The organism is Paenibacillus sp. FSL H8-0548 (assembly GCF_038630985.1).
Taxonomy (GTDB): domain Bacteria; phylum Bacillota; class Bacilli; order Paenibacillales; family Paenibacillaceae; genus Pristimantibacillus.
Genome location: NZ_CP152049.1, coordinates 6,123,661 through 6,147,674, shown reverse-complemented (window position 1 = coordinate 6,147,674; position 24,014 = coordinate 6,123,661). Strand labels below are relative to the sequence as shown.

General features: G+C 50.2%; 7 protein-coding genes. All 7 read left to right on the top strand.

Annotated elements, in window-relative coordinates; all coding sequences use genetic code 11:
- The first annotated feature begins 18 nt into the window (after positions 1-18).
- The 7 genes from MHI37_RS26180 to MHI37_RS26150 all read left to right on the top strand — a co-directional run bounded on the left by MHI37_RS26180 (position 19) and on the right by MHI37_RS26150 (position 23,747).
- Positions 19-921 (top strand): carbohydrate ABC transporter permease, encoded by a 903-nt coding sequence (locus MHI37_RS26180; protein ID WP_076335903.1) that lies wholly within the window; start codon positions 19-21, stop codon positions 919-921.
- Between the two features lie 72 nt (positions 922-993).
- Complete coding sequence (locus MHI37_RS26175; protein WP_076335904.1) at positions 994-2,646, top strand: extracellular solute-binding protein; 1,653 nt, start codon at positions 994-996, stop codon at positions 2,644-2,646.
- Between the two features lie 430 nt (positions 2,647-3,076).
- Complete coding sequence (locus MHI37_RS26170) at positions 3,077-4,708, top strand: extracellular solute-binding protein (RefSeq protein ID WP_076335905.1); 1,632 nt, start codon at positions 3,077-3,079, stop codon at positions 4,706-4,708.
- A gap of 18 nt (positions 4,709-4,726) precedes the next feature.
- Positions 4,727-5,686 carry an ABC transporter permease subunit gene (locus MHI37_RS26165; RefSeq protein WP_179090167.1) on the top strand — a complete coding sequence of 320 codons (960 nt, stop codon included), beginning with the start codon at positions 4,727-4,729 and terminating at the stop codon, positions 5,684-5,686.
- A gap of 48 nt (positions 5,687-5,734) precedes the next feature.
- The gene (locus MHI37_RS26160; RefSeq protein ID WP_076335906.1) at positions 5,735-6,610 is read left to right on the top strand and encodes a carbohydrate ABC transporter permease; all 876 of its coding nucleotides are present in this window, start codon (positions 5,735-5,737) and stop codon (positions 6,608-6,610) included.
- 9 nt (positions 6,611-6,619) lie between these two features.
- A complete protein-coding gene (locus MHI37_RS26155) occupies positions 6,620-14,146 on the top strand; it encodes an S-layer homology domain-containing protein (protein ID WP_144023628.1) in 7,527 nt (2,508 codons plus the stop codon).
- A gap of 793 nt (positions 14,147-14,939) precedes the next feature.
- On the top strand, positions 14,940-23,747 hold the full coding sequence (locus MHI37_RS26150) for a glycosyl hydrolase (RefSeq protein WP_076335908.1): 8,808 nt from the start codon (positions 14,940-14,942) through the stop codon (positions 23,745-23,747).
- Positions 23,748-24,014 lie beyond the last annotated feature (267 nt).

Sequence of the window (24,014 nt, the reverse complement as noted above, 5' to 3'; positions counted from 1 at the left end):
GAAAAGTGGTGGAGCCCGGTGAAGCTGAGCAGCGGCGATAAAACATTGCAGGTTGTTATTTATTTCTTATTAGTGCTGCTAGGGCTGGCTACGTTATATCCGTTCTGGAATTCTGCTGTTATTTCCTTTAATCTCGGGCTGGATACGGCAAAAGGCGGAATAACGTTTTGGCCTAGAATGTTTACACTAGATAATTACAAGATCGTATTTCAAAACGAACGAATTCTGGACGCCTTCCTCATCTCGGTGCTCCGCACAGTGGCGGGTACGTTAATATCCATTTTCTTTACCGCTATATTCGCTTACGGCTTGTCTGTTAAGGGAGTAATCGGGAAGAAATTTTATATGATTTTTGCCATTATCACCATGTACTTTAGTGGAGGGCTTATTCCTTTCTATCTGCTGAACCGCGAGCTTGGACTAATGGATACGTTCTGGGTCTTGATCATTCCGACAGCAGTCAGCGTTTGGAACATGATTATCTTCCGTACCTTCTTTATGGGCTTGCCCGAGGGACTGGAGGAATCAGCGAAGATCGATGGAGCAAGCACATTTGGAATATTTTTCAAAATCGTATTGCCATTATCGGGGCCCGTAATCGCTACATTATCCTTGTTTACGGCAGTTTATCATTGGAATGATTGGTTTTCGGCAACGATCTTCATTAATGATGCGAAGCTGTATCCGATTCAAACCTTGCTTCAGCAAATTATGAACTCGAACACGATGAGTGAGCAGCTCTCAATCGCTGCCCAAGGAAGCGGAGCGGCTACGGACGCGCTTAGCCGAATGCAAAGTGTAACGAGCAAGTCGTTAACGATGGCTACGATGATGGTAGCGACGATTCCGATCGTGCTCGTCTATCCTTTCGTGCAGCGCTTTTTTGTGAAGGGTGTTTTGATTGGCTCCTTAAAGGAGTAGTCTCGGTATTCGATCCAAAGGCGCAGGCCGAGGGTTTGAGTATATATATTAAAAATTGGGAGGCGTACGAATATGAAAGGAAGAAAGCTGCTTACTGCGCTAATGACCGTTGGTCTAGCCGGTTCGGTGCTGCTTGCAGGCTGCTCAGACAATAATGGCGGAAATACAGGTAGCTCAAGCGATCCAGTAAATAAAGATTCGAATAAAGCCAGCACAAGCGATGGATTTGTTTTGGGGGAAACACCGGTATCATTCTCTTATTATGTCCATTATGACTGGTGGACGACTGAGCCATGGGGAGCGAGCCCGAACAGCAAGTGGGTACAAGACAATCTTAAGGTAACTGTAAATCCTATTCAATCCGGCGGCGCAGCAGCGCAAAAGCTGAGTACGATGATTGCCTCCAAGGAGCTTCCTGATGCGATTATGATGGACCGTGGACCTGAGGTAGAGCGGTTGAGATCAGCGGGGGCACTCGTTCCTCTTGATGATTATATTGATAAATATCCGAATTTGAAAAAATGGGCGGGCGAAGAAACGTTGAACATGCTGCGCTCTAGTGACGGCAAAATCTATCAATTCCCGAACTGGTATACAGCAGCTCCGACAGGCAATGGCGGCTGGTTTGTGAATAAGAAAATTTATGCGGAGCTGGGTTCGCCGAAGCTTGAGACTACAGATGATTTGTATACTTACTTGCAGCAGGTGAAATCAAAATATCCTGATGTTGTGCCATTAGAGGTTGGCGGTAATGGTTCGGGTGTAGAGGTGATGTTCCCAAGCTTCCAAGAGGGTGCAGCAGGTGCGTTCCATAGCATGAAGGCGTATCCGAACGGCGACAAATTTGACACCATTTATAATAACGAGGCTTGGAGGGAAACGATGCTGTACGCAAGCAAGCTGTTTAGAGAAGGCTTAATGACGCAGGATGCAATGACTCAAAAGGATGATCAAGTAAAAGAAAAGCTTGCCACAGGCAGAGTTGCTGTATTTGTTGGCGGCAATGCTACGAATATGGGTCGTGAAGGTCATAATGCTTTGAAAGCGCAGGATCCATCTGCAGGCTATGAGTTTATTTGGCCGATCGCCAAGTCTAGCTTAGACAAAAATAAAATTTATCCAAATGGCTATAACGCGCTTGGCTGGAACGTTAACGTAATTACAACCAGCTCGAAAAATCCGGAAGCCGTATTTGCCTACTTGGATTGGATGACGGGCGAAGAAGGCACACGCGTCATGTTCTTCGGGCCACAAGGCTTGTACTGGGACGATCTGGATGCAGACGGCGCTCCGATTCCGAATGACAAATGGTTCAGTACCACGCAAGAAGAGAAGGACAAGGATAAGCTTGAGGCTTACGTGTGGGCAGGAAATGCAACCTTTGTCGATACGAGCAAGCAAAAAATTGAGCAAACGCTGCCGGAGGACCAACGTAACTGGGGTGCTTTGGCGCAGTTGAACATCGCTTGGAAAACTTCACAGAATATGACGCAGTTCAACAATATTGATCCAGCTCCAGAGACGGATGAAGGGATCATTAATCAGCAGGTAACCGAGACAGCTAATGAGTATTTCGGTAAAATTCTGTTTGCTAAGAGCGATGCCGAGGTGCTTAGCTTGATTGAGGAAGCGAAGAAAACAACGACGGGTCTTGGCTTCGATAAGGTTAATGAATTCCGTACCATAAAATGGCAGGAGAACTTGAAGCTGATTAATGGTCAGTAGGAATATCAGAATTATAGCTTGGTCCAAAAGAAAGGGCTGTTTTCAGACGGATTTATCTGTCTGGGCGCGGCTCTTTTTTTTGCGTTGACACTCGTTGATAGCTCGTGATGAAGTAGTATTTAAAATTTCAACATTATTCAACTTTTATTCGAAATATGGAGAAGCTAACAAATTTTCTTGATGAAAAAATTGATCTTTATTGAGTAATGGAAAGAGGTTATACAGTACAGAAAACTTATAATCACAGTTGTATTCACATATTTCGGTTAAGTAGATATTGGTTCGTTTAATTATACTTAATTATATTAATTTAATAAAGTTTAAATTTGTTGTTTACAAAACAAACTGCTGGATATATAATCTAGTTGAAAATGAAAGCGGATTCAAATTGTTGAAAAGGTTGAATATTGGATGAATCGAGGGATGGGGAATGAGGAAAAAGGCTTGGGTTGGAGCGGCAATGGCTGTAACGCTGTTGTTGTCGGCATGTTCAGGGAATTCAGGAAATTCAGGAAATGAAAACAAGGGGGCGGTGAGTGGAAACGGGGAGAAGAATGCGGGTGAGCAGACCGCTGATGTGCCTAAGCAGCCGCTCAAAATCAGCATGGCGTTAATGGCAGGGCCCAAAACGCCGGATTCGTGGGCAGAGAAGGCGCTTGAGGGGGAGCTTGCGGCAAAGCTTGAGCGGACCGTTGATGTGGCGCCGCTCTTCCTGCCGGATTGGTCGGAGCTGAACACGAAGATCAACTTGCTGATGAGCGCTAAGGATACGAGGCCGAACATACTGTGGACTGGGGATACGAAGGAATATAAGAAGTGGATAGACGCTGGCATCGTGCAGGATGTTACGCCTTCCCTGCAAAAGTACGGCAAAGAAATTATCAATTATTATACGAAAGAAACGATGTTTTACCACTGGGATAAAAGCGGAAAAATTTTCCGCATACCAGGAGATGTGCCGGAAGCGAGCTATATGACGACGATCGTCCGCAAGGATTGGCTGGATAAGCTCGGGCTTGAGGTGCCGCAAACGCTGGAGGAATATGTAGCCGTGCTGCGTGCGTTCACAAATGACGACCCCGATGGCAACGGCAAGAAAGACACATTCGGCTTGTCGGGTGACAATTATTACCGCAGCTTGGCGCCATTCTTCTACGCTTACGGTATTGATGTGGAGAATTTCATCAAGCAGTCAGATGGCAGCATTAAATTCGGTGCGGTTATGCCTGAGGTGAAGCCGGTGCTGGAGCTCCTGCAGACGCTCTACAAGGAGGGGGTCATCGACCCGCGCATGACGACGTCTGCGAACAGCTCCGACCAAAAGGTGGACGAGATTTTTGCAGCAGGCAAGGTAGGCTCACTCTATAGATGGGTGGATTATTTCAATCCAGGCAATTCGGCGGCGATGTCATTTAAAAAGCTTAATCCGACCGGAGAGTACCTATCCATTGAACCGATCAAAGGTGCGGACGGCTTCGGCTCCGACCAGCCTGATCCGCGTATTGGCTGGTGTTATCTGGTCGTAACGGATACGGCGGATACCGACAGCGCGGTGCAGGTGCTGAATACGATGGCGACGCCTGAGGTATTCAAGCTGCTCGCATTCGGCAAGGATGGCGAGCATTACACGATGGATAACGGCATTTTTGCACCAACGATTACACCGGATGAAGGCAATAAGCTCGGACTTGGCAACTTTGGCTGGTACGTACAGCGCAAGGATGCGGCTAATATCAAAAACACGCCTGAGGTTACGGCGATGTTCGAGAAGAAGATCGAAACGTCTCAGCCGATGCGCGAGAAGATTGTGTACTTCAAGGCGCTGGACAGACCGGAGTGGGATAAATATTCCGCGGATATCAAGAAGGAGCGCGATGAGCTGTTCTGGTCGATTATTTCCGGCAAGAAGCCAGCAAGCGCATTTGATTCCTTCGTGAAGCAATACGAGAAGCTTGGCGGCAAGCAGATCGATGAGGAGGCCTCAAGGCTGTTCGAGCAGCAGCAGCAGGAATATACCGAGTATGAGGCTTGGTATAACGAGAATATTGAGCCTTTCAAATGAAAAAGGAGCTGACAAGCGATGGAGGCTGTACCAGACATTGCAATAAAACCCGATACTCCGCGAAAAGCCTCCATACGGTCCTTTCGGAAGGATATCATCCGAGATAAATATTTGTACCTGCTGCTGTTGCCAGGCTTGCTGCTGATCCTATTATTTCGGTATGCGCCTATGTACGGCATCATAATCGCGTTCCAGGACTACAACATTTATAACGGTATCGGAGGGAGCGAATGGGTTGGCTTCGATCAGTTCAAGCGCCTGTTTCAATCCCCGGATTTTTATGAAATTTTGCGCAATACGATCTTAATCAGCCTGTATAAGCTGGCGGCATCGTTCACGATTCCAATCATCCTGTCGCTGCTGCTGAATGAACTGAAGGTGTTAGCATTCAAGCGGATGACGCAGTCGGTTATTTATTTGCCGCATTTTGTATCCTGGGTTATTTTCTCGGGGCTGATGATTACGTTTCTGAACCCGGTAGATGGCTTGATTAACGCTGTAAGAGAATGGTTTGGCGCGGCGCCGATTGATTTTCTGGGAGATACGAATTATTTCCGGTCCCTTCTTGTCGTGAGCGATATTTACAAGGAGGTAGGCTGGGGGACCATTATCTATTTAGCTGCGATAGCTGGTGTGAATACGGATCTGTACGAAGCGGCGCGCATGGACGGTGCGAATAAAGCGAAGCAAATGTGGCATGTGACGCTGCCTTCGATCAGGCCGGTCATTCTCATTCTTGTTATCCTGAGCTTGGCGAATATATTGGAAGCGGGCTTTCAGCAAATTTATCTCCTGTATAGTCCGCTCGTCTACGAGGTCGCGGACATTATCGATACGTATGTGTACCGCGTGGGCATCCAGGATGCGAATTACAGCTACGCGACCGCAGCGGGCGTATTCAAATCATTAGTCGCGATGGTGTTAATTGTAACCGTCAACAAAATCGTGAAAAAAAGCGGTCAGGAGGGGCTGTGGTAACACAGCCTCTCACGGGCTGGTCCATGAGCCTTCAGGGAGGGAACAGGAATGGGATTGTCCACAGGTGAGAAAATATTTTCCGGCCTTAATTATTTATTTTTTATCATTTTGATGGTGATCATGATTTATCCGTTCTGGTACATGGTGATGGGATCGCTCAGCGATCCTGTCCATATTGCAAAAGGTGGTTTTTTTCTTGTGCCGGCGGGCTTTTCCTTCTCGGCCTACCAAGCGGTTTTGCAGAACGTATCCATACTGTCTGGATTTAAGGTAACGGTCATTTCCACGATCGGCGGGACGGTTATTGGGACGTTCTTCACGGCCACCACCGCTTATGCAATTTCGAAAAAAAGATTACGGGGCAAGCTGTTTTTCTCCTTCCTCATTCTTTTTACGATGCTCTTCAGCGGGGGGCTTGTACCGTCTTATTTGCTCGTGAAGGAGCTGCGTATGATCGACTCATACTGGGCGTTAATATTGCCGAGCGCGATGGGGGCATGGAATATTTTCGTGATGCAGAGCTTTTTCAGCGGCATTCCCGAGGAGCTGGAGGAGGCTGCCAAGATGGACGGGGCGAACGACTTGACCGTATTTTTCCGAATCGTACTGCCGCTCTCGAACGCGGTGCTGGCAACGATAGGCCTATTCATCGCCGTATGGTATTGGAATGATTTCTTCTCCTCCGTTATCTATATGACGGACAAGGGGATGTGGCAGCTGCAGATGGTGCTTAAGGATCTCATCAGCAATACGTCAGCGGCGATCCAGCAAGCGGGCATATCGATCAGCTATCAGAGCGAAGTGAATGAATTTACGGTCAAAATGGCTTCGATCATCGTATCGAGCTTGCCGATTCTGCTCGTATACCCCTTTCTGCAAAAGCATTTCGTGAAGGGTGCGCTGATTGGTTCAGTGAAAGGCTGACATTTGAGCATGAACAGAAGGAACAATGGAAGGATGATTATTTTGCGAGTGAAAAAACGAGAATCAAGAAGGTGGATGGCATTTCTATTGGTATTATCATTGCTTATCAGTCTGGTTGCTCCATCTTTAGGCGGGGATGATGTGCATGGGGCTTCAGCGGGGATGATTGCAAATCCGGGCTTCGAAACAGGAGATTTGACCGATTGGTCAGTCTCCGATGCTTCCAAGGTTTCTGTTGTGAGCTCGACCTACCGGTCGGGAAGCTATGCACTTCGCATTAACGGCGACGGCAGCTATCCGTACGCGCGCCAGCTGCCGATTGCGGTAGAGAAGAATACGGAGTATATCCTCAGCTTCTATGCCAAGGCAGATGCGGGCGGCACATCGATTGAATATCGCACCGCTTCAGCGGACAGTGCGAATACGGCGCTGAAGGTGACGACCAAGGACAATGCGCCTGCCGACTGGGCCTTGTATGAGCTAAGCTTCAACAGCGGCAATTATAGCGAAATTCGAGTGGTGCTTAAAGCTACAAAAACCGCTTATTTCGACGATATCCAGCTGGCGAAGTTCGAGCCTGCGCCTGCTGCCGAGGTGACGGTACTGCCAACAGACCCGAATATTAAGTATTTTGGCCGCTGGGATGACCGTGATGCCGCCAATTACAAAACTTCTTGGGCGGGCACCTATTTCAAGGTTAACTTTACCGGGACGACCGTGAAGCTGGCGCTTGGCGGTTCATCGAATGTATATGTAAGAATCGACGGGAAAGAAACGTATTATTCGGCTGCGAATGGGTTTGTCGACCTGACGGCGACGCCGCTTGCAGAAGGCACGCACAGCCTGATGGTTATTGCTCCCTACACGGATCAGAACATTCAATTCAGAGGCCTTGTGCTGGATGAGCATGCAACGACAGCGCTGCCTGAGGTCGGCAGCAAGACGATCGAATTTACGGGCGGCTCCATACTTGCAGGTTATTTGCTGCCAAAGCATGCGCTCTCGGATTTCGCATGGCTTGCGCCGGAGATGCTGGGCTATGAGCATACCCAAATTGCCTATAGCGGAATCAACTTGGTCGACAACTGGGAAGGAGGAAGCTATGTCTCCAATAAAGTTGGCCTGAGCAAGCAATTCTTTAAGCTGAAAAATGCTGAATCCAGCGATACGGCGGACTGGGACTTCGGTCGCTATGAGCCTGACGCTGTCGTCATCAATGTAGGAACAAACGATAAAAGCTTCGCTGTTCCTTCCGAAACATACCAAGCTGCCTATACAGCATTCCTAGCAAATATTCGTGCCAAATATCCCCATGCGGATATTTATGCGCAGCGATTGTTTAACGGTGCCTATGCAGCCGAAACGCTTAGCGCGGTAGAAGAGCGCAAGGCGGACGGCGATGATAAGGTGCACTATATTGATACGACAGGCTGGCTGTCCAGCAGCGATTATATCGATGGCACGCATCCGAATGAAGCGGCGCATCAGAAGCTGGCGCTCAGGTTCGCTGCCATTCTCGGCTACGACGAGAGCGTTAAGGCAAATCATGTGTCAATAAGTGGAACGCCGAAGGTTGGCGAGACACTGAACGGCAGTTATCAGTATGCGAATATGAATGGCAATCAAGAGGGAGGCTCTGCTTATCGCTGGCTTCTGTCAGATTCGGAGAACGGCACTTACTCTCCAATAATTGGGGAGACGGGTACGACCTTGAAATTAAAAAGGACCTTTATGAACAGCTTCGTGAAGTTCGAGGTGACACCGAGAGATGAAGCTGGACGCACAGGGGCAATTTCGATAAGCGAGCCTATTCAAGTGACGGGTTCTGCGGCTGCTGATTCTGTGTTTGAGCATTTCATCACGGCCCAAGGCGACAAGCTGATGGATGGCGAAGATGTGTTCCGCTTCGCTTCACTCAACTATCCAGGCGGCATGAGGGATTCGGAATTCTCGCAGGAGGATGCGCTTCGCACGCTGGCAGAAATCGGAGGAAGCGTGACTCGCACCTATATTCCTCCTGTGAAACGATACGACAATATGAATGCGGACTATGCGCTTATTCTTGGTCCGGATGCAAGCGGCGTGATGCAGTTTAATGAAGCGGGCTTCAGAAAGCTCGATAATCTGCTCGCGCTTGCCAATGAACATGGCATCCGCTTGCTTATCCCGTTCGTGGATCAGTGGCAGTGGGAGGGCGGCATTGAAAGCTATGTAAACTTCCGCTATCCAGGTACGATTTCGAACGATGCAGCTAATGATGAGGATGCGTGGAAATTTTACACTGATCCTCAGATTATCTCGGACTTTAAGCAGGTTATTCATTACATGATGAACCGCGTCAATACGATTACGGGCGTGCCTTATAAAGAAGACAAGGCGATTCTCGCTTGGGAAACGGGCAACGAGCTTGGCGGCTATAACCAGGACAAGTTCCCGCAAGCGTGGACGACTGAGGTCGCTCGTTATATTAAAGAAGAAGTGCGGCCGGAGCAGCTTCTGCTTGACGGCAGATTTGCGGTACATCCTGAATCGATTAGCGATGCCAATATCGACATCGTAGGCAACCATTTCTACACGGGAAATTTTATTGACAAGGTCAATGCTGATCAGGCGATGGCGCTTGGCAAAAAGCCGTATATTCTGGGCGAGTTCGGTTTGTATACAACGGCAGAGCCAGTAGATGCGCTGTTCAACGCCGCTTTGAAGAACGGCACGGATGGCATTATGATTTGGTCGCTTCGTCCCCATAAGGAAGATGGCGGGTTTTTCTGGCATGACGAGAACCCGGGGAACTGGGCGTCTTATCACTGGCCGGGCTTCAGCTCCGGTGACTATTACGGAGAAACGGACATCATCCGCACGGTTCATAAGTATGCCCACTATATGAAGCATGACGATGTGAATAAAGCGCTGCCGGTGCCAGCGATCAAGGCGCCTGCGAATGCTCCATTGCTCTTCCCGATTATCTCGGTGGCCGACATCAAATGGCAGGGCTCCGTCGGTGCGGCAGGCTACGAGGTGCAGCGCTCGGAGGATCAGCAGAACTGGGTGACGGTCGCAGGCAGCTTCTCAGATGGCGGACGCGCTGGAACTCCATCGTTCCACGACGAGAATGCGATCAGCGGCACAAGCTACTTCTACCGCGTGCGCGGCGTAAATGAATCCGGAGCTTCGGCATGGTCGAACACGGTAACAACGGCTGCGTCTCATGTGATTACGGATGAGCTGAGCTTGCTCTATAGCGACAAGGAAAAACGCAAGGTGTATGCCTATGACCATTCCGCGAACGTGCAGACAAGCTCGCCGGATGGGAATGAACTTGGAATAGGCTACAAAGCGTTCGTATCTACGGCGAAAGCTGGCTATATCACCTATGCAGCTCCTGTGCCGCTGAACAAAATTAGCGTCAAACAAACAGGCGGCGGTGCTGTGAAATGGTACGTATCCGCAACGAACAGCAATTTCGTTGAGATTCAACCTGTTGCCAATGGTTCGGTATATACGGCAGACCAGCTGCCGCCAAATACCCGGTTTGTAAAATTCAGCATTGCGGGCAACAATTCTGTTCAGATCGATCAGGTGCAGCTTGAGTATACGTACGCTGGTATCGGGCATGCTGCGATTCCGGCTCTTGAGAGGAATGGCTTCATCATCGATTCATCGTTCACACAGCTTTACGACTATAAATCCGCAAATCTTGCTGTGGTCCAAGGAACACAAGAAACAGAAGGCCTTGCAACACTTGTACAGTCAGACGGAAATGCGGGAGAGCTTGTTTACAAGACGAACGGTGACGTGAACTCCTACCGTGTGACCGCTTATACGAGTGGCAGCGAAGGGATTGCCTTCTTTGCTTCCATTGACGGAGTGGACTACACGCCCATTACGCCTGCTGTAAGCAAGGTACAAACAAGCGGTGGTTGGAGCAAGGTGATCTATACTGATTTTGCCCTTCCTGCGGCTGCCCGTTATATTAAATCGGTTTATGCTGCTGGCACAAGCGGAGCATCTCCGGCTATTGCACGCGTGGAGATCGGCTACGGCATCAACATGATTCCACTTACTGACAAGCCACCGGCAAATGTGTTCGAGGATGGTGAATACGATTATGGTCTTGATGACAATCTGAAGGCACGTTATACCCGGAATCCGAACGGAGACGATATTGCAATTTCGCTTGATTCTTTGAATAAAAAGCATGGCAGCTACGGCTTGAAGCTGAATTATGCTTTCAGCAATGCTTATTACGCGGGCTTGTCCCGTTCTTTGGACGGTGCAAATCTTTCGTCCTTCGACGCGCTGCATGCGTGGGTGAAAACCGACGGCTCAGGCAATACGCTCACCTTCCAGATCAAAACGGGCGATAACCGCGTGTGGGAAGGCAGAACGACGATGTCAGGAACGACGGGGACGATTGAAATTAAGCTGTCTGATTTCGTGCAGCCCCAGTGGAACATCGAGGCTTACGGAGCGGGCGCTATGAATTTGAACAGCGTCAGTGAATTTGCCATCATTGTGAGCAGTGGCGGCGGCACATCCTCCAATGTGGGTACCGTATACGTGGATGACGTGAAGCTGGCCAACGCTACGAAGCTGGACAATTTTGAAGGCTATGGCGGCTACAATGCTTTGATAAACAAAGCGTTCACCCGCAACAGCGGCGGCGGCTCCTTTGATGTATCGCTTGATGCGAGCCATAAATCAGAAGGCAGCTACGGCTTGAAGGTGGATTATAACTTCGGCGGTCCTGGTTATGCCGGAGGCAGCTTTAATCCAGATTTTCTTAACCTGAAGGGCTATGACGGCTTTAGCTTCTGGCTGCAGCCGGATGGTGCGAACAACGAGCTTGCCATTCAATTCACGGATGCAGCGGGCAAGTACTGGGAAACGAAGGCGGTATTCAAAGGTATGGACCCGCGCCTCGTATATGTGCCATTCGACTCCTTCCGTTTCCCAAGCTGGTACAGCAGCGATCAGAGCGCAAGGCCTGATCCGAATGAGAATATTACCGCATTCTCTTTATATGTCGGAGGCTCTCCGGATTCGCTTGCCAGCTCAGGCACGTTGTATATCGATGATATTAACGGTGCTAAATTCAAGGATCGACTGGCCTCATCGAGCGTGTCGGTCGATAAGAGTGCGGCGACGATTGCAGCATTGCCGTTCACGATTAAAGGGACGGCGGCTCAAGCGGATTTTGTCACTATAAAGGCAGGCTTGCAGGTATTCCATGCACCAGTGCAACAGGACGGCACTTGGACATACATGACATCGAAGTTGTCGAACGGTACTAAGGAAATCATAGTATCTGTAGAGCTTTATGACGGTACAGTTCTGAGCTCAGATTCGCATACGATCGAGGTGGCGGTACCGAATAATCCTTATGAAGACGGTACGGGCCCGCTATTGACCAACTATGCTCTGAACCCAAGCTTTGACGAGGCGGTTGACGCGTCGGCATGGCCAGTACTGCCGACTCATTGGAAGCATACGGATGCAAACGGCGGCGATATAACAGACGGTACGGTCAAGCTGGAAGCAACAGATGTGCGCACGGGAGCATACCGACTCGTACACTGGAATGCTTCGGCGTTCGAGGTGACCACCTCTCAAGAAGTAACGGGACTTGCAGACGGCATTTATGAGCTGCGGGCATGGACCAAAAACAAGGGCGGACAGCAGGCAGCAGAAATGCTTGCAGCAATAGACGGGCAAGAAACAAGACGCATTAGTCTCCCTGTCGGAGAGGGCGTATGGTCCTATCTGAAACTGAGCGATCTTGAAGTAAGAAACGGAAAGCTGACCATCGGTTTCCACTCCAAGGATCTCGGCGGCAACTGGATCGCTGTGGAGGATGTTGAGCTTGTCAGGCTCGTAGATTTGTCTGATCCAGTAATTGCAGTAACAGATGTGACGTTGAACAAGCAGACGTTAGGCTTGGAGGTGGGCGAGAGCGGACAGCTGAATGCATCCGTTAACCCTTCTAACGCTACGAACCGTGATGTTATCTGGTCAAGCAGCGACGAGGGTGTAGCTGCTGTAGATGCGGATGGCAATGTAAAAGGGATAGCAGCAGGCTCGGCGGTTATTACGGTAACGACGGTTGACGGAAGCAAGACGGCAAGCGCAGCTGTTACCGTTTCGGCGCCATCGGCTACGCCGACCCCAACAACGGTGCCATCGGCTACGCCGACCCCAACAACGGTGCCATCGGCGACACCGACGCCAACGCCAACAACGGCGCCATCGGCGACACCGACATCAACGCCAACAACGACGCCATCGGCGACACCGGCTTCAACGCCAATACCGACGCCATCGGCGACAGCTGCTCCAGACACGGGAGCACCTGCCGCGCCTGCCGTACCTGCCACACCGATTACGGTGAAGGACGGCATAATCATGGTGCACTCTGCTGTGGAAGTGGACGGTAAAGTTGTTATTCGAATGACTAACGAACAGTTGGCAGAAGCGCTCAAGCAAAACGGCAGCAAGCCGATCGGTATCGTCGCAGCGCCGATCAGCGGTATGCAGGAAATCAACATTCAGATTCCTGTGCAGCAGCTTGTTTCCGATTCAAATGGTGCATCTGTCCAAGTAGATATCGGCTGGGCTACCGTTTTACTCAGCCACTCCTTGCTTGCGAAAGCAGACGGAACGGCTTCAACCTATCTAGAGCTTACCGTGAAGAAGATTGCAGCCTCCGCTTTGCCGGGCACGGCGAGTGAACAGCTGGCTTCCGAAGCAGTCTATGACTTCAGCTTGAAGCTGGGCGGCAAGGAAATAAGTGAATTCAATGACGGCGATGTACAGGTTTACCTGCCATACAAGCTGAAGGCTGATGAAAACCCAGTCAAAGTAGTTGTTTATTATGTGGATGCAAACGGCAAGCTTACGGTGGTGAAGAACGGTTTGTACAGCAAGGAAAAAGCTGGGCTTGATTTTAAACCACAGCATTTCAGCATGTACGCCGTTTTCTATCATTCTGTATCCTTCGGCGATCTCGGCAAAGCGGCTTGGGCTGCTGACGCGATTGAGGCGTTGGCTGCTAGAGACGTGATTGCCGGAATAGGCGAAAACAGGTTTAACCCTGATGGCAAGGTGACGCGGGCAGCTTTTATTCAGATGCTGATGAACGCGCTCGACCTGAATGATCGCTCGAAGGCAAGCAGCTTTGGCGATGTTTCGCAGGATGCTTGGTATGCGTCTGCAGTTGCAAGCGCGCAGGCGCTGGGCATCGTGAAGGGCAAGGCAGATGGCAATTTCGGCGTTCATGATCCGATTAGCCGTCAAGAGATGGCTGTTATTCTCGATCGCACCGTGCAATTGGTAGGAACGGGCAGCCAAGTGTCCAATACGGACCTCAGGTTTGCAGACCGTGACGCCATTAGCGAGTATGCGCAGGAAGCAGTTGCGCGAATACAAGCAGTGGGACTAATGACGGGCATGGAGGATGGAAGCTTTGCTCCTCAGGCGCAGGCTACCAGAGCGCAAGCGGCAGTTGTCATTTACCGGTTGTTTATGCAAGCAAGATAGGTGGCAGTATCGTAAAGGCAATCCAGCACAGTTATTGAAGTGACAACGCGGAGAGTGGGCATCTAGATTCACTCTCCGTATTTGTATCTGCTGTCCTCTGAGGTGGTTGGCAATGAATGATTTCAAACAGGTGCACAATTCTGAATTTATAAGTTGAACTTGAAAAGTGAAGTTTAAGCGGAGTGAGAAGATCGTTTTGGAGAAACGAAGTGTTCGCCTTTGCAGTCTTATTCTTACCTTTATATATCATAGGAAATCAAAGCATCTGGCTGCAACAGCGGCCTTTCAGAATGATCTACTTGCGCGGCGCCCAAAACGTAAATGTTTAGTTCAACTTATATTTGGGGGGACTTTAGTTTTCTTTCTCCGGCTCTTAGGTTGGGAGTGCTAGTTCGATCGGTTAATCTATGAAATCGCTCTATAGGACGAGGCTACGCTGCACTTTGTACAACGTAATCGACGTTACTTGCCTGACTCGACTCGTACACTGCAGTTTGTACAATGGATTTCCAATTATAGGGCGATATTCATTGGTTTGGAGCTCATTCTACTGCAGTATTACATTGTAACCGTCTGAAACAGCTCTCATGTAAGGTTTCTGTTGTATTAAGTGCAGTCTAGGCTATTTCTCCTTAAACGAGCAGGGACTTTTAGTGCATGATACAGCGAGTTTCGGAAGGAAATCAAAGAATTTGGCTGCAATCGCGACCCTAAAGAATGATTTACTCGCGCAGCATCCAAAACGCAAATTTCTAGTTCAACTTATATAGTTAAAAAAAGGAGTGTAACATGCATGCAAAGAAAACGAAGGCTTTCGATGGGATTATCGCTTTTACTGTCGCTGGTTATGGTGTTTGGGATGCTTGGGGATACAATTGCCGTGCTTGCCAGTGGGGAAGCACCGGTCCAGATCGAAGAACTGACAAGCAATGAGCTTGTATCTGATCCGGATCAAGCAGCGGAAATAGCAAGCGCATTAGAGCTTAATGCGACGCGCCCGAGCAGCTTGGGTGATTTGAGCGATGAATTTAAAGTCGTGTTGGAAGATTACAACGAAGCTTCTGTAAACGATTACAGTCTCAATCCGAGTGTTGGCTCGATTTCCTTTGTCGACTCGCCATTCGGCCAAGGACTAGGCAAGGCGATGCAATTCTCTTACAACTTAAATCAAGGCTATAACGGAGTTATCCATAGAAGAGATGTTGGTGGCTTACCGCTTGACGGCGTGTGGAAAGGTCTGTCTGCCATCGAGCTTTGGGTGCAGATGCCTGCCCCGGCTCAGAATCCCATTCTACAGCTGAACATTGGCGATGCATGGCCAGGTACCTCATACGAGGTTGACCTGAAGAAGCATGAGGGCTTTGACAGCGACAGTGCAGACCCGCAGCATTTGGTCATTCCTATTGAGCAGTTTGTGCTTAAAGGCGGAACCGCTCCTATTTCGAGTACGGAAAATGTCATTTCGTTCTCCATATATTTGGGGGGTTCTGGAACAGGCAGCGTCTTCCTTGACGAGGTAAAGCTGATTTTTGCGGAAAAAGTTGCGATAGACGACTTTGAGGATTATGCGGACGATGCTGCTCTGTCGACGGCCTGGGTATCCAATTCATCCGGTGGGATCAACGATAAGACGCTTGTCGCATCCACTTCCGCTGGCGGGGGAAAGGAGATGAGCTTCGCTTATGACGCCGCAGCATTTAATGCCGCAGGCTATACCGGTGCGGTCAAGTCAGCGGTCGGACAGGACTGGACGGGCACTGGTGCGATCGGTCTTTGGTTTACAGGCGATGGGCTTGGCCAAGATATATTACTGCAGATCACGAGCGGGGCTAGCTCTTCAATGGAAGTGCATTTGAATGACCTCGACAGCTTTGATCAGGGATCAACGGCATCGCAATATTTGATCGTTCCGATATCGGAGTTTAAACCGAAAGCTGGAGGCATGGTCTTCGAGCCGAAGGATGTAAAAGGATTTGGCTTATACGTGAACAAAACGTCAGAGCTGGGGGCGTCCTCCACTCTGCTGCTGGACCAGATCGTGCGATACGTCCCAGCCGGATCTAAGCCGGTAGGCAGCGATGAGATCGTCTTTAACAGCACAAATATGACGGCGCAAGGAAACGACAACCTATTAAAGGTATTGAATGCGCATGTGAGCATCAGTAATGGCGGGCGCTTGGTTGGCGTCTCATTCGAGAGCAGCAGCCCAGCTGTTCTAGCCAACACAGACGGCTATGTGTACAAAGGAGTCTTCCAATCAGCCGGAAACGTGCGAGTAAATCTGAAATCGGTGCTCGTGCAAATAGATGGCGTGGTGAAAGAGGTGGCCATTCATGGCGAAATTTCGATCGAAGTATCCAATCTGGATGCATCCGTCGATGTTCTGACCTATTTGAGCCAGCTTTCGGGAAATGGGCTATTAACGGCCATGCACAACAAAGAGCCGAATACGAAACCGCGTGAGTCTACCGACAGGATACTCAGCACGACTGGAGTAACGCCGGCGATCTGGAGCGGAGATTTTCTGTATCAGACCCGCGACGTGACAGCTCGGCAGACGATGATCGATGAAGCGATACGCCAATGGAACGACGGCTCGCTCGTTAATATTATGCTGCATGTAGCTCCGCCAAATCGTACTGTGGAGCAGGAGAAAGCAGGCAGCAAATGGGATGACCGCGCCGCTGTCACGGACCAGAATGGCGTCCAGGCTTACCTGACTGAAGCCCAGTGGCAAAGCCTCATAACGGATGGCGGAGAGCTGAACATCAATTGGAAAAAACGGCTGGATGAATATTATCGGTACTTGGTGCAGCTGAAGAGCGCCGGCGTTACTGTTATGTTCCGTCCTTTCCATGAAATGAATCAGCATGTATTCTGGTGGGCTGGCAATCCGGCATACACGAAAGCGATCTATCGATTGACGCATGATTATCTTGTCGATGAGAAAGGTCTGGACAACCTAATCTGGGTGTGGGATGTACAGGATCTGCCGGCAGGCTATGGGAATGCTTATGGCTACGACGCCACGGATTGGTCAGCCTTCGATCCGGGGGCAGCCTACTGGGATGTTTTTGCACTTGATGTGTACGATGCGGCCGGGTATACAAAGGCTAATTACGACAAGGCAGTTGCTGCTGCTGGCGGAAAGCCGATAGCGATCGGCGAATGCTGGGTTCTGCCGACGCAGGCAGAGCTTGCACAGCAGCCCAAATGGGTATTCGCCATGCCGTGGGCGGGCGATACGTTTAACGAAAATTCGGCGGATGCCATCAAAATCTTTTATCAAAGCAATATAGCAATTGGAGATACGCCAAGATTCCAGACGCGCAGGGTCGGGACTTCGGACATCGAGAACTTCGACAGCTATGCAAGCCAGGCTGCTTTGTCGGCCGAATACCAGCGCGATTCGGGCGGCGGCAGCAACGCTGTAGCGCTGCAGGCATCACCTTTCAGCGGAGGAGGAAAGAACGGTTTGAGCATGGCCTATAACACAAACAGCGCATCGGGCTACTCTGGAACGTTCCGCAGCTTGAACGTAGACATCACCGGGGCAAAGACGATCAAGATGTGGTTCATGGGCAACGGCAACAGCGGCCAGACGGTGCTCGTACGGCTTGAGTCCGGTGCAGCCGGCAATTGGTTCGAATTTGATCTGCTTGATCTGCGCGGTTATGACGCCACCTCAAAGCAGGCTCAATATTTGGAAATACCAGTTGAGGCGTTTAAACCGCTTGAAAAAGGAACTGAGCTAGACTTGGCAAGCATTAGCGGACTAGGCTTCTATGTCAAAAAGCTGGGCGGCGAGCATCGCAGCGGCACGCTGCTGTTTGACAGCATTTCTTATTCAACCCTTGCGCCTGCCAAGGAAGCTCCACGCTTTAAGATAACCTTCGAGCATACCGATTGGACAGCTTCGGGCAATGATACGCTCATTTCGCTTTTGAAGAAGAATACGTCTGTCGCTTCGCTCGTACCGGGTAATACCGCCGATGCATCTTCGATTTTTCAAGTGCTCTATACGAGCAGCAGCGACGGCATTCTCAGAAATGACGGGTTATTCTCCTCAAAGGGCGTATTCCGAGCGGAGGGTAAGGTAGAGGTAGTCATCAAGAAGGTGACCATCTATTCTGGGAACAAGCAATATGAGATTGATGTGAATCAGCCGGTGAGCGTCGATGTCAGCAATCTTGCAGAGCCCGTCAATATACTGACATATTTGAAGATTTTGACAGGGAAGGGCACGCTGTCGGCTATGCACAACAAAGAGCCGAATGAGAGGCCCCGCATTACGACTGATCGCATCATGGAAACGACGGGGGTTACTCCGGCCATCTGGAGCGGCGACTTTCTTTTCCTCAAGGAGGATGTTGCGAATCGGCAAAAAATGATCGACGAGGCAATCCGGCAGTGGAATGACGGAGCGCTCATTAATGTGATGTTCCATGTTACTTCCCCGGTGCGGACGGTTGCTGAGGAGAAGGAGGGCGCCGATTGGTCAGGCAGCAGCAACTCGGTTCAAACCAATCTGACAGCTGCACAGTGGGAAAGTCTGCTTAAGGATGGAGGAGAGCTGAACAGTAATTGGAAGCTTCGGCTGAATGAATATGCGACGTATTTGCAGCAGCTAGAGGATGCGGGCGTCGTTCCGATGATACGCCCTTTCCATGAAATGAATCAGCACGCATTCTGGTGGGCGGGCATTCCGGAGAATACGGCAGCGCTTTATCGCTTGACCAAAGACTATTTGGTTAATGAGAAAGGGCTGGACAATCTGATCTGGATGTGGAACGTTCAGGATTTCGACAACCGCCTGAACTGGAATGACTATAACCCAGGCAACGAGTATTGGGATATTTTGACGCTGGATGCTTACACTAACGGGCTTGGAAGCCGAGGCGAGCAGTATTATGCCCAAATGAAGCAATATGCTGCAGACGCCGGGGGAAATGATGGGCCGAAGCCAATCGGCATCGGCGAGAGCTTCAAGCTGCTGAATGCAGCTGGTATTGCAAAGTATAAAGACTATGTGATGATGATGCCGTGGGCGGACGATGCCTGGGTATACAACACCGATGAGGAGCTCCGCGGCTTCTATAAAAACACACTGTCTATTTTGGATACTCCTGTGTTTTCCTCCAGGCTTGATGGCGGGAGCGTCGTTGGAACAGATGAGTATGCATTCAATATTGTCACCGAGGTGCAGAACTGGGGACAGAATGTGAAAGGCGTCGTCATCGATATGGGTTCGGAGATGAATGCGGCGGATCTTAATCTGAATACGTTCGAGGTAAGCGCGAAGCATACGACAAGCTCCGGCGCGGCTGCTTTTGACGGCTTGCGGACCATTACGAAGGTCTACGTCAACGACAGCGGCCAAATGACGGGAACGGGAGCTGCCAAAGGCCGATATGCTGTGCTGGAATTCAAAATGGGCAGGGACCTCGCGGAAGCCTCGACTACTGCGTGGGATAGCGTCAATAGGCTGACCACACTGCTGACGCTGGATTATGCCGTCAAGCAGAAGTCAGCCTTCGGCGACAAGCTGGCTCATAACAGCAACTATGTGTTTAAGGAGCAGATCAATTTGGTCGTAGATGAATTTATGCAGGGCACCTATACCGATGCGAACGGAGACCATGCCTATAACCTGTTCACTCCGAAAGTGAAGCAGGCAGGCCAAAAATATCCCCTAGTGGTGTGGCTGCACGGCAATGGCGAGAGAGGCTCGGTTGGTGCGCTGCCGCTGCTCTCAAGCAAAGGTGCGGTTGCGTTCGCCGAACCCGCCGCGCAGGCAGCCTATGGCGGCATGTATGTATTAGCGCCGCAGTTCAGCGCTGCACACGGCGCTAGCGACGATATTGTCGATGGAGCGAATGCGCTCGTGAAGCAGCTGCTTGCGAGCGACAGCCAAATTGATCCATCACGAGTATATTTGTTTGGCGGATCGGCAGGCGGTACAAGGGTTTGGAAAATGCTGCTGCAAGAGCCCAGCCTATATGCGGCTGCGGTTCCGATCTGCAGCACAACTACGGTCCCCGGCAATCTGAATTTGACTGCGGGAGACTATGATAAGCTGACGTCTATTCCTTTATGGCTGTTCCATGCCGCTAATGACGGTACGATCGGCGCGGCCAACAGCCGCAAAGCTTACGAGGAGCTGTCCAGCCGACAAGCGAATGTGAAGTATACCGAGTTCGCGAATATGGTTTATAATGGCGTCACTTATGACGGTCACCATTCATGGGTGCCGGTTCTGGACAACTATTATGATGAAAAATACGGGATCAAGACGTTCGATTGGCTGTTCGCGCAGTCATTGGAAGGCGAGACGAGTGATTATCGAATGGTTCTGGATGATTTCTCCTCCTACGCGAACAGTACGGAGCTTGCGAATGCGTATGCCCGCAACACCAATGGCGGCTCCAATACGGCAGAACTGGTGAAGTCGCCGTTCGGGGAAGACATGAACAATGCCATGAGGTTTACTTATTCGTTCACGAACGGCTATTCTGGAAGGTCCCGTCCAGTGAATGGCTACTGGCCAGGACTGAAGGCGGTTGATTTGTGGATACAGAGCGATGCTTCCGGTCAGGATATTTTGCTGCAATTGTCCGATGGAGCGTCCTATGAGCTGCATTTGAATCAATTCGCGGGTTTTGACAAGGCTTTTACCGAACCGCAGCATCTGACTATTCCGATTGAAGAGTTTAAGCGGAAGGAAGGCAGCGGTACGCTGAATACAAAAGGCATCGTCACTTTTGCCTTGTACGCCAATCAGATAGCTGGAGGAACCGGCGGCACGCTGACGCTTGACGAGATTGAGCTGGTCTTTGATAAGAAGCCGGATCTTCCTGAAATTACTTTTGAATCGACCAATATGCACGCTGATGGAGTCGGAAACCTAATCTCCCTGTTGAACAGCAGTGCTTCCGTGCCGAACGGCGGGAAAATTGTTCAGGTGACTTACGAATCGACGAACGAAGCCGTACTGCCTAACCGAGCTGGATTTGTTCCCAAAGGAGATTTCCTGAGCGAAGGCAGCACAAGCCTAAAGCTGAAGCAGGCCAAGCTTTATTTGGATGGAACGACGTATACGATCGATGTCAACGCCGAGCTGCAAATTAGCGTAAGCAAGCTGCCGGCAGCGATGGATGTCGTCCAGTATTTGAAGGATCTGACTGGCAAAGGGATGCTGTCGTCTATGCACCATGACCAATCCTATGCCAATCCTGGGAACAACGATGTGCTGCATCAGAGAGTGGCGAATGAATTTGGCGTATATCCGGCGCTGTACAGCGCGGATTTCCTGACAGGCGGGACGGTGCAATACCGCCAGAACATGATTAATGAAGTCATACGTCAATGGAACAACGGAAATCTGGTTCAGATTATGTTCCATGTATCGCCTCCGCAATATACGGTGCAGCAGGAGTCCGAGGGCAATTGGGGCGGAGATCAGGCACATGAAACGATGCCAAGCCCTAATCGTATTTTCAGCTATTTGTATAATGACCAGTGGAAAGAGCTGATGACGGAAGGTACCCCGCTCAATACCAACTGGAAGCTGCGGATGGATGAATATGCGAAATATTTGCAGCAGCTTGAAGACGCCGGTGTAACGATTATGCTGCGGCCATTCCATGAAATGAACCAGCATGTATTCTGGTGGGGCGGACGCCCGGGCGAGGAGGGCAGCGCCGAACTTTACCGCATGTTCCACGACTACATGGAGAACGAGAAGGGATTATCCAACATTATTTGGGTATGGAACATTCAGGACTTGCCGGATAATTACGGCTTTGCCGATGGAGACGCCAAGTTCGACCGCTATGAGGGAATAGACGGCGGGCTTGCGGAGTATGACGCGAATGATTGGAACAGCTTTAGTCCGGGCAAAGACTATTACGACGTTCTATCGGTCGATTTCTACGATGTGGACGGGTACGCGACACGTTATTATGAGCAGGCGAAGCGAATAGCCGAAACAGATGGCAAGCCGCAGATTATTGGAGAGACTTTTATTTTCCCGACACAGGCTGAACAAGCTGCACAGCCTGACTGGACGATTGCTATGCCATGGGGTATACGGACTTGGAACTACAACACGATGGAAGCGATGGCGGCATTTTATCAGAACAGCATAGGCGCCGAAGGCATGCCGCGTTTTACGACGCGTGACAATACGGTAAAGGTGATTGATAGAAGTGAGCTTGAAAAGCAGCTGGCGGAGGTTGCTCTGCTGAATGCAAGCGACTATACGTCAAGCTCTTGGGAAGCTTTGTCCAGCGCTGTAGCTGCGGCGAAAGTGGTTCTCGGCAGCTCTGCTGCGACTCAGGATGAAGTGAATCATGCGCTGCAAGCGGTGAAGGCCGCCTATGCAGGCTTGTCACGAATTGGGGGGAGCGGCGGCAGTACTTCTGTTGATTCCGCTATTAAAGTCGGAACAGGAAGCCAGGCTGTGTCGATTCCTTATAGCCTAAGTGGAACTCGTGTCGTGCTTGCGATCACAGGAAGCAAGCTTGATGAAATTCTAGCGAATGCTTCGCCAGAATCAAGCTTTGATCTAAGCGGCATTAAGGATGCTGCCGCAGTGGAGGTTGCTGTCTCTGTTCTGCAGAAGCTGGCAGAGTCCCAAAAGTTTGCAGCATTTAAGCTGCCGGGTGGGACGGTTAGCTTGGATGCCGTGGCATTGTTGTCTGCCTCGAAGCAGGCGGCAGGTCAGAGCGTGACGATTACACTCGAGGCCGTCAAGGGATCGAAGCTTACAGCCGAGCAGGTCAAGGCTGCTGGCGGCAACAAGGTATATGATATTACGATGAGCAGCGGTGGAAAGAACGTCACGTCCTTTGAAGGGGAACTGACGATTACGCTACCGTACGTCTTGAAGAAGGGCGAAGCGGAGAATGGTGTGGCAATTTGGTATTTGGACGAGGCGGGCAGACTGGCAAGCGTTCCTAGTCAATACGATGCAGAAACGCAAACGGTTCGCTTCTCGGTAAACCACCTTTCCTATTACGTGGTTGGTTATGATGAGGCTGCTGCATGGAGCAATCCTTTCCTTGATGTGATTAAAGGACAATGGTACTATGACAGCATTTCTTATGTAGTCCGAAGTGGGTTATTCTCAGGTGTGAAGGCTAATGAATTTAATCCAAAGGGACATATGACCCGAGCTATGCTCGTTACGGTGCTATACCGTCTTGCAGGAGAACCGGCTGCGGGTGCTAGCCGCTTCACGGACGTTGCTTCTGGCAACTGGTACTCCAGCGCCGCGGCTTGGGCTGATGAGCTAGGCATCGTGTCTGGCTACAGTGATGAGCTGTTCGGGCCGCAGGATGCGATTACGCGCGAGCAGATGGTCACTATTTTGTATCGTTATGCGACGCTTCGCGGCTATGCAGCTTCGGAGGCTGGAGAGCTTTCGAGGTTCGTGGACGGAGCACAGGTATCTGCCTGGGCGCAGGAGGCGATGCAATGGGCGGTTTCTGAGCAATTGATTACCGGCAAGGCAGGCAGTATGCTTGACCCGCAGGGTGCATCGACGCGTGCTGAGGTTGCGGCGCTTCTACAAAGGTTTGCAGATAAGCTCGTTCAGTAGAAAAACCATATTTGAGTTGATGAATTCGGAACAGGCCGCGAGCATGGCGCTGGCGGCTTACCGGGTTCGATCATTGTTGAGGACGCAGCCCAAGTGATGAGGTGGGAGCGTTCTTTTTTTTGTAGAAAGAACGATAAAGTTTAAATGGTTCACAATTAATTCATTCATGGAAGAACAAATTCCATTTAGATCAACCATCGGGGAATTACTTTGACGATCAAGTTAGAGAAGGAGAAGTAGCTTTTGCTAAGGTACTGCCTGAAGAAG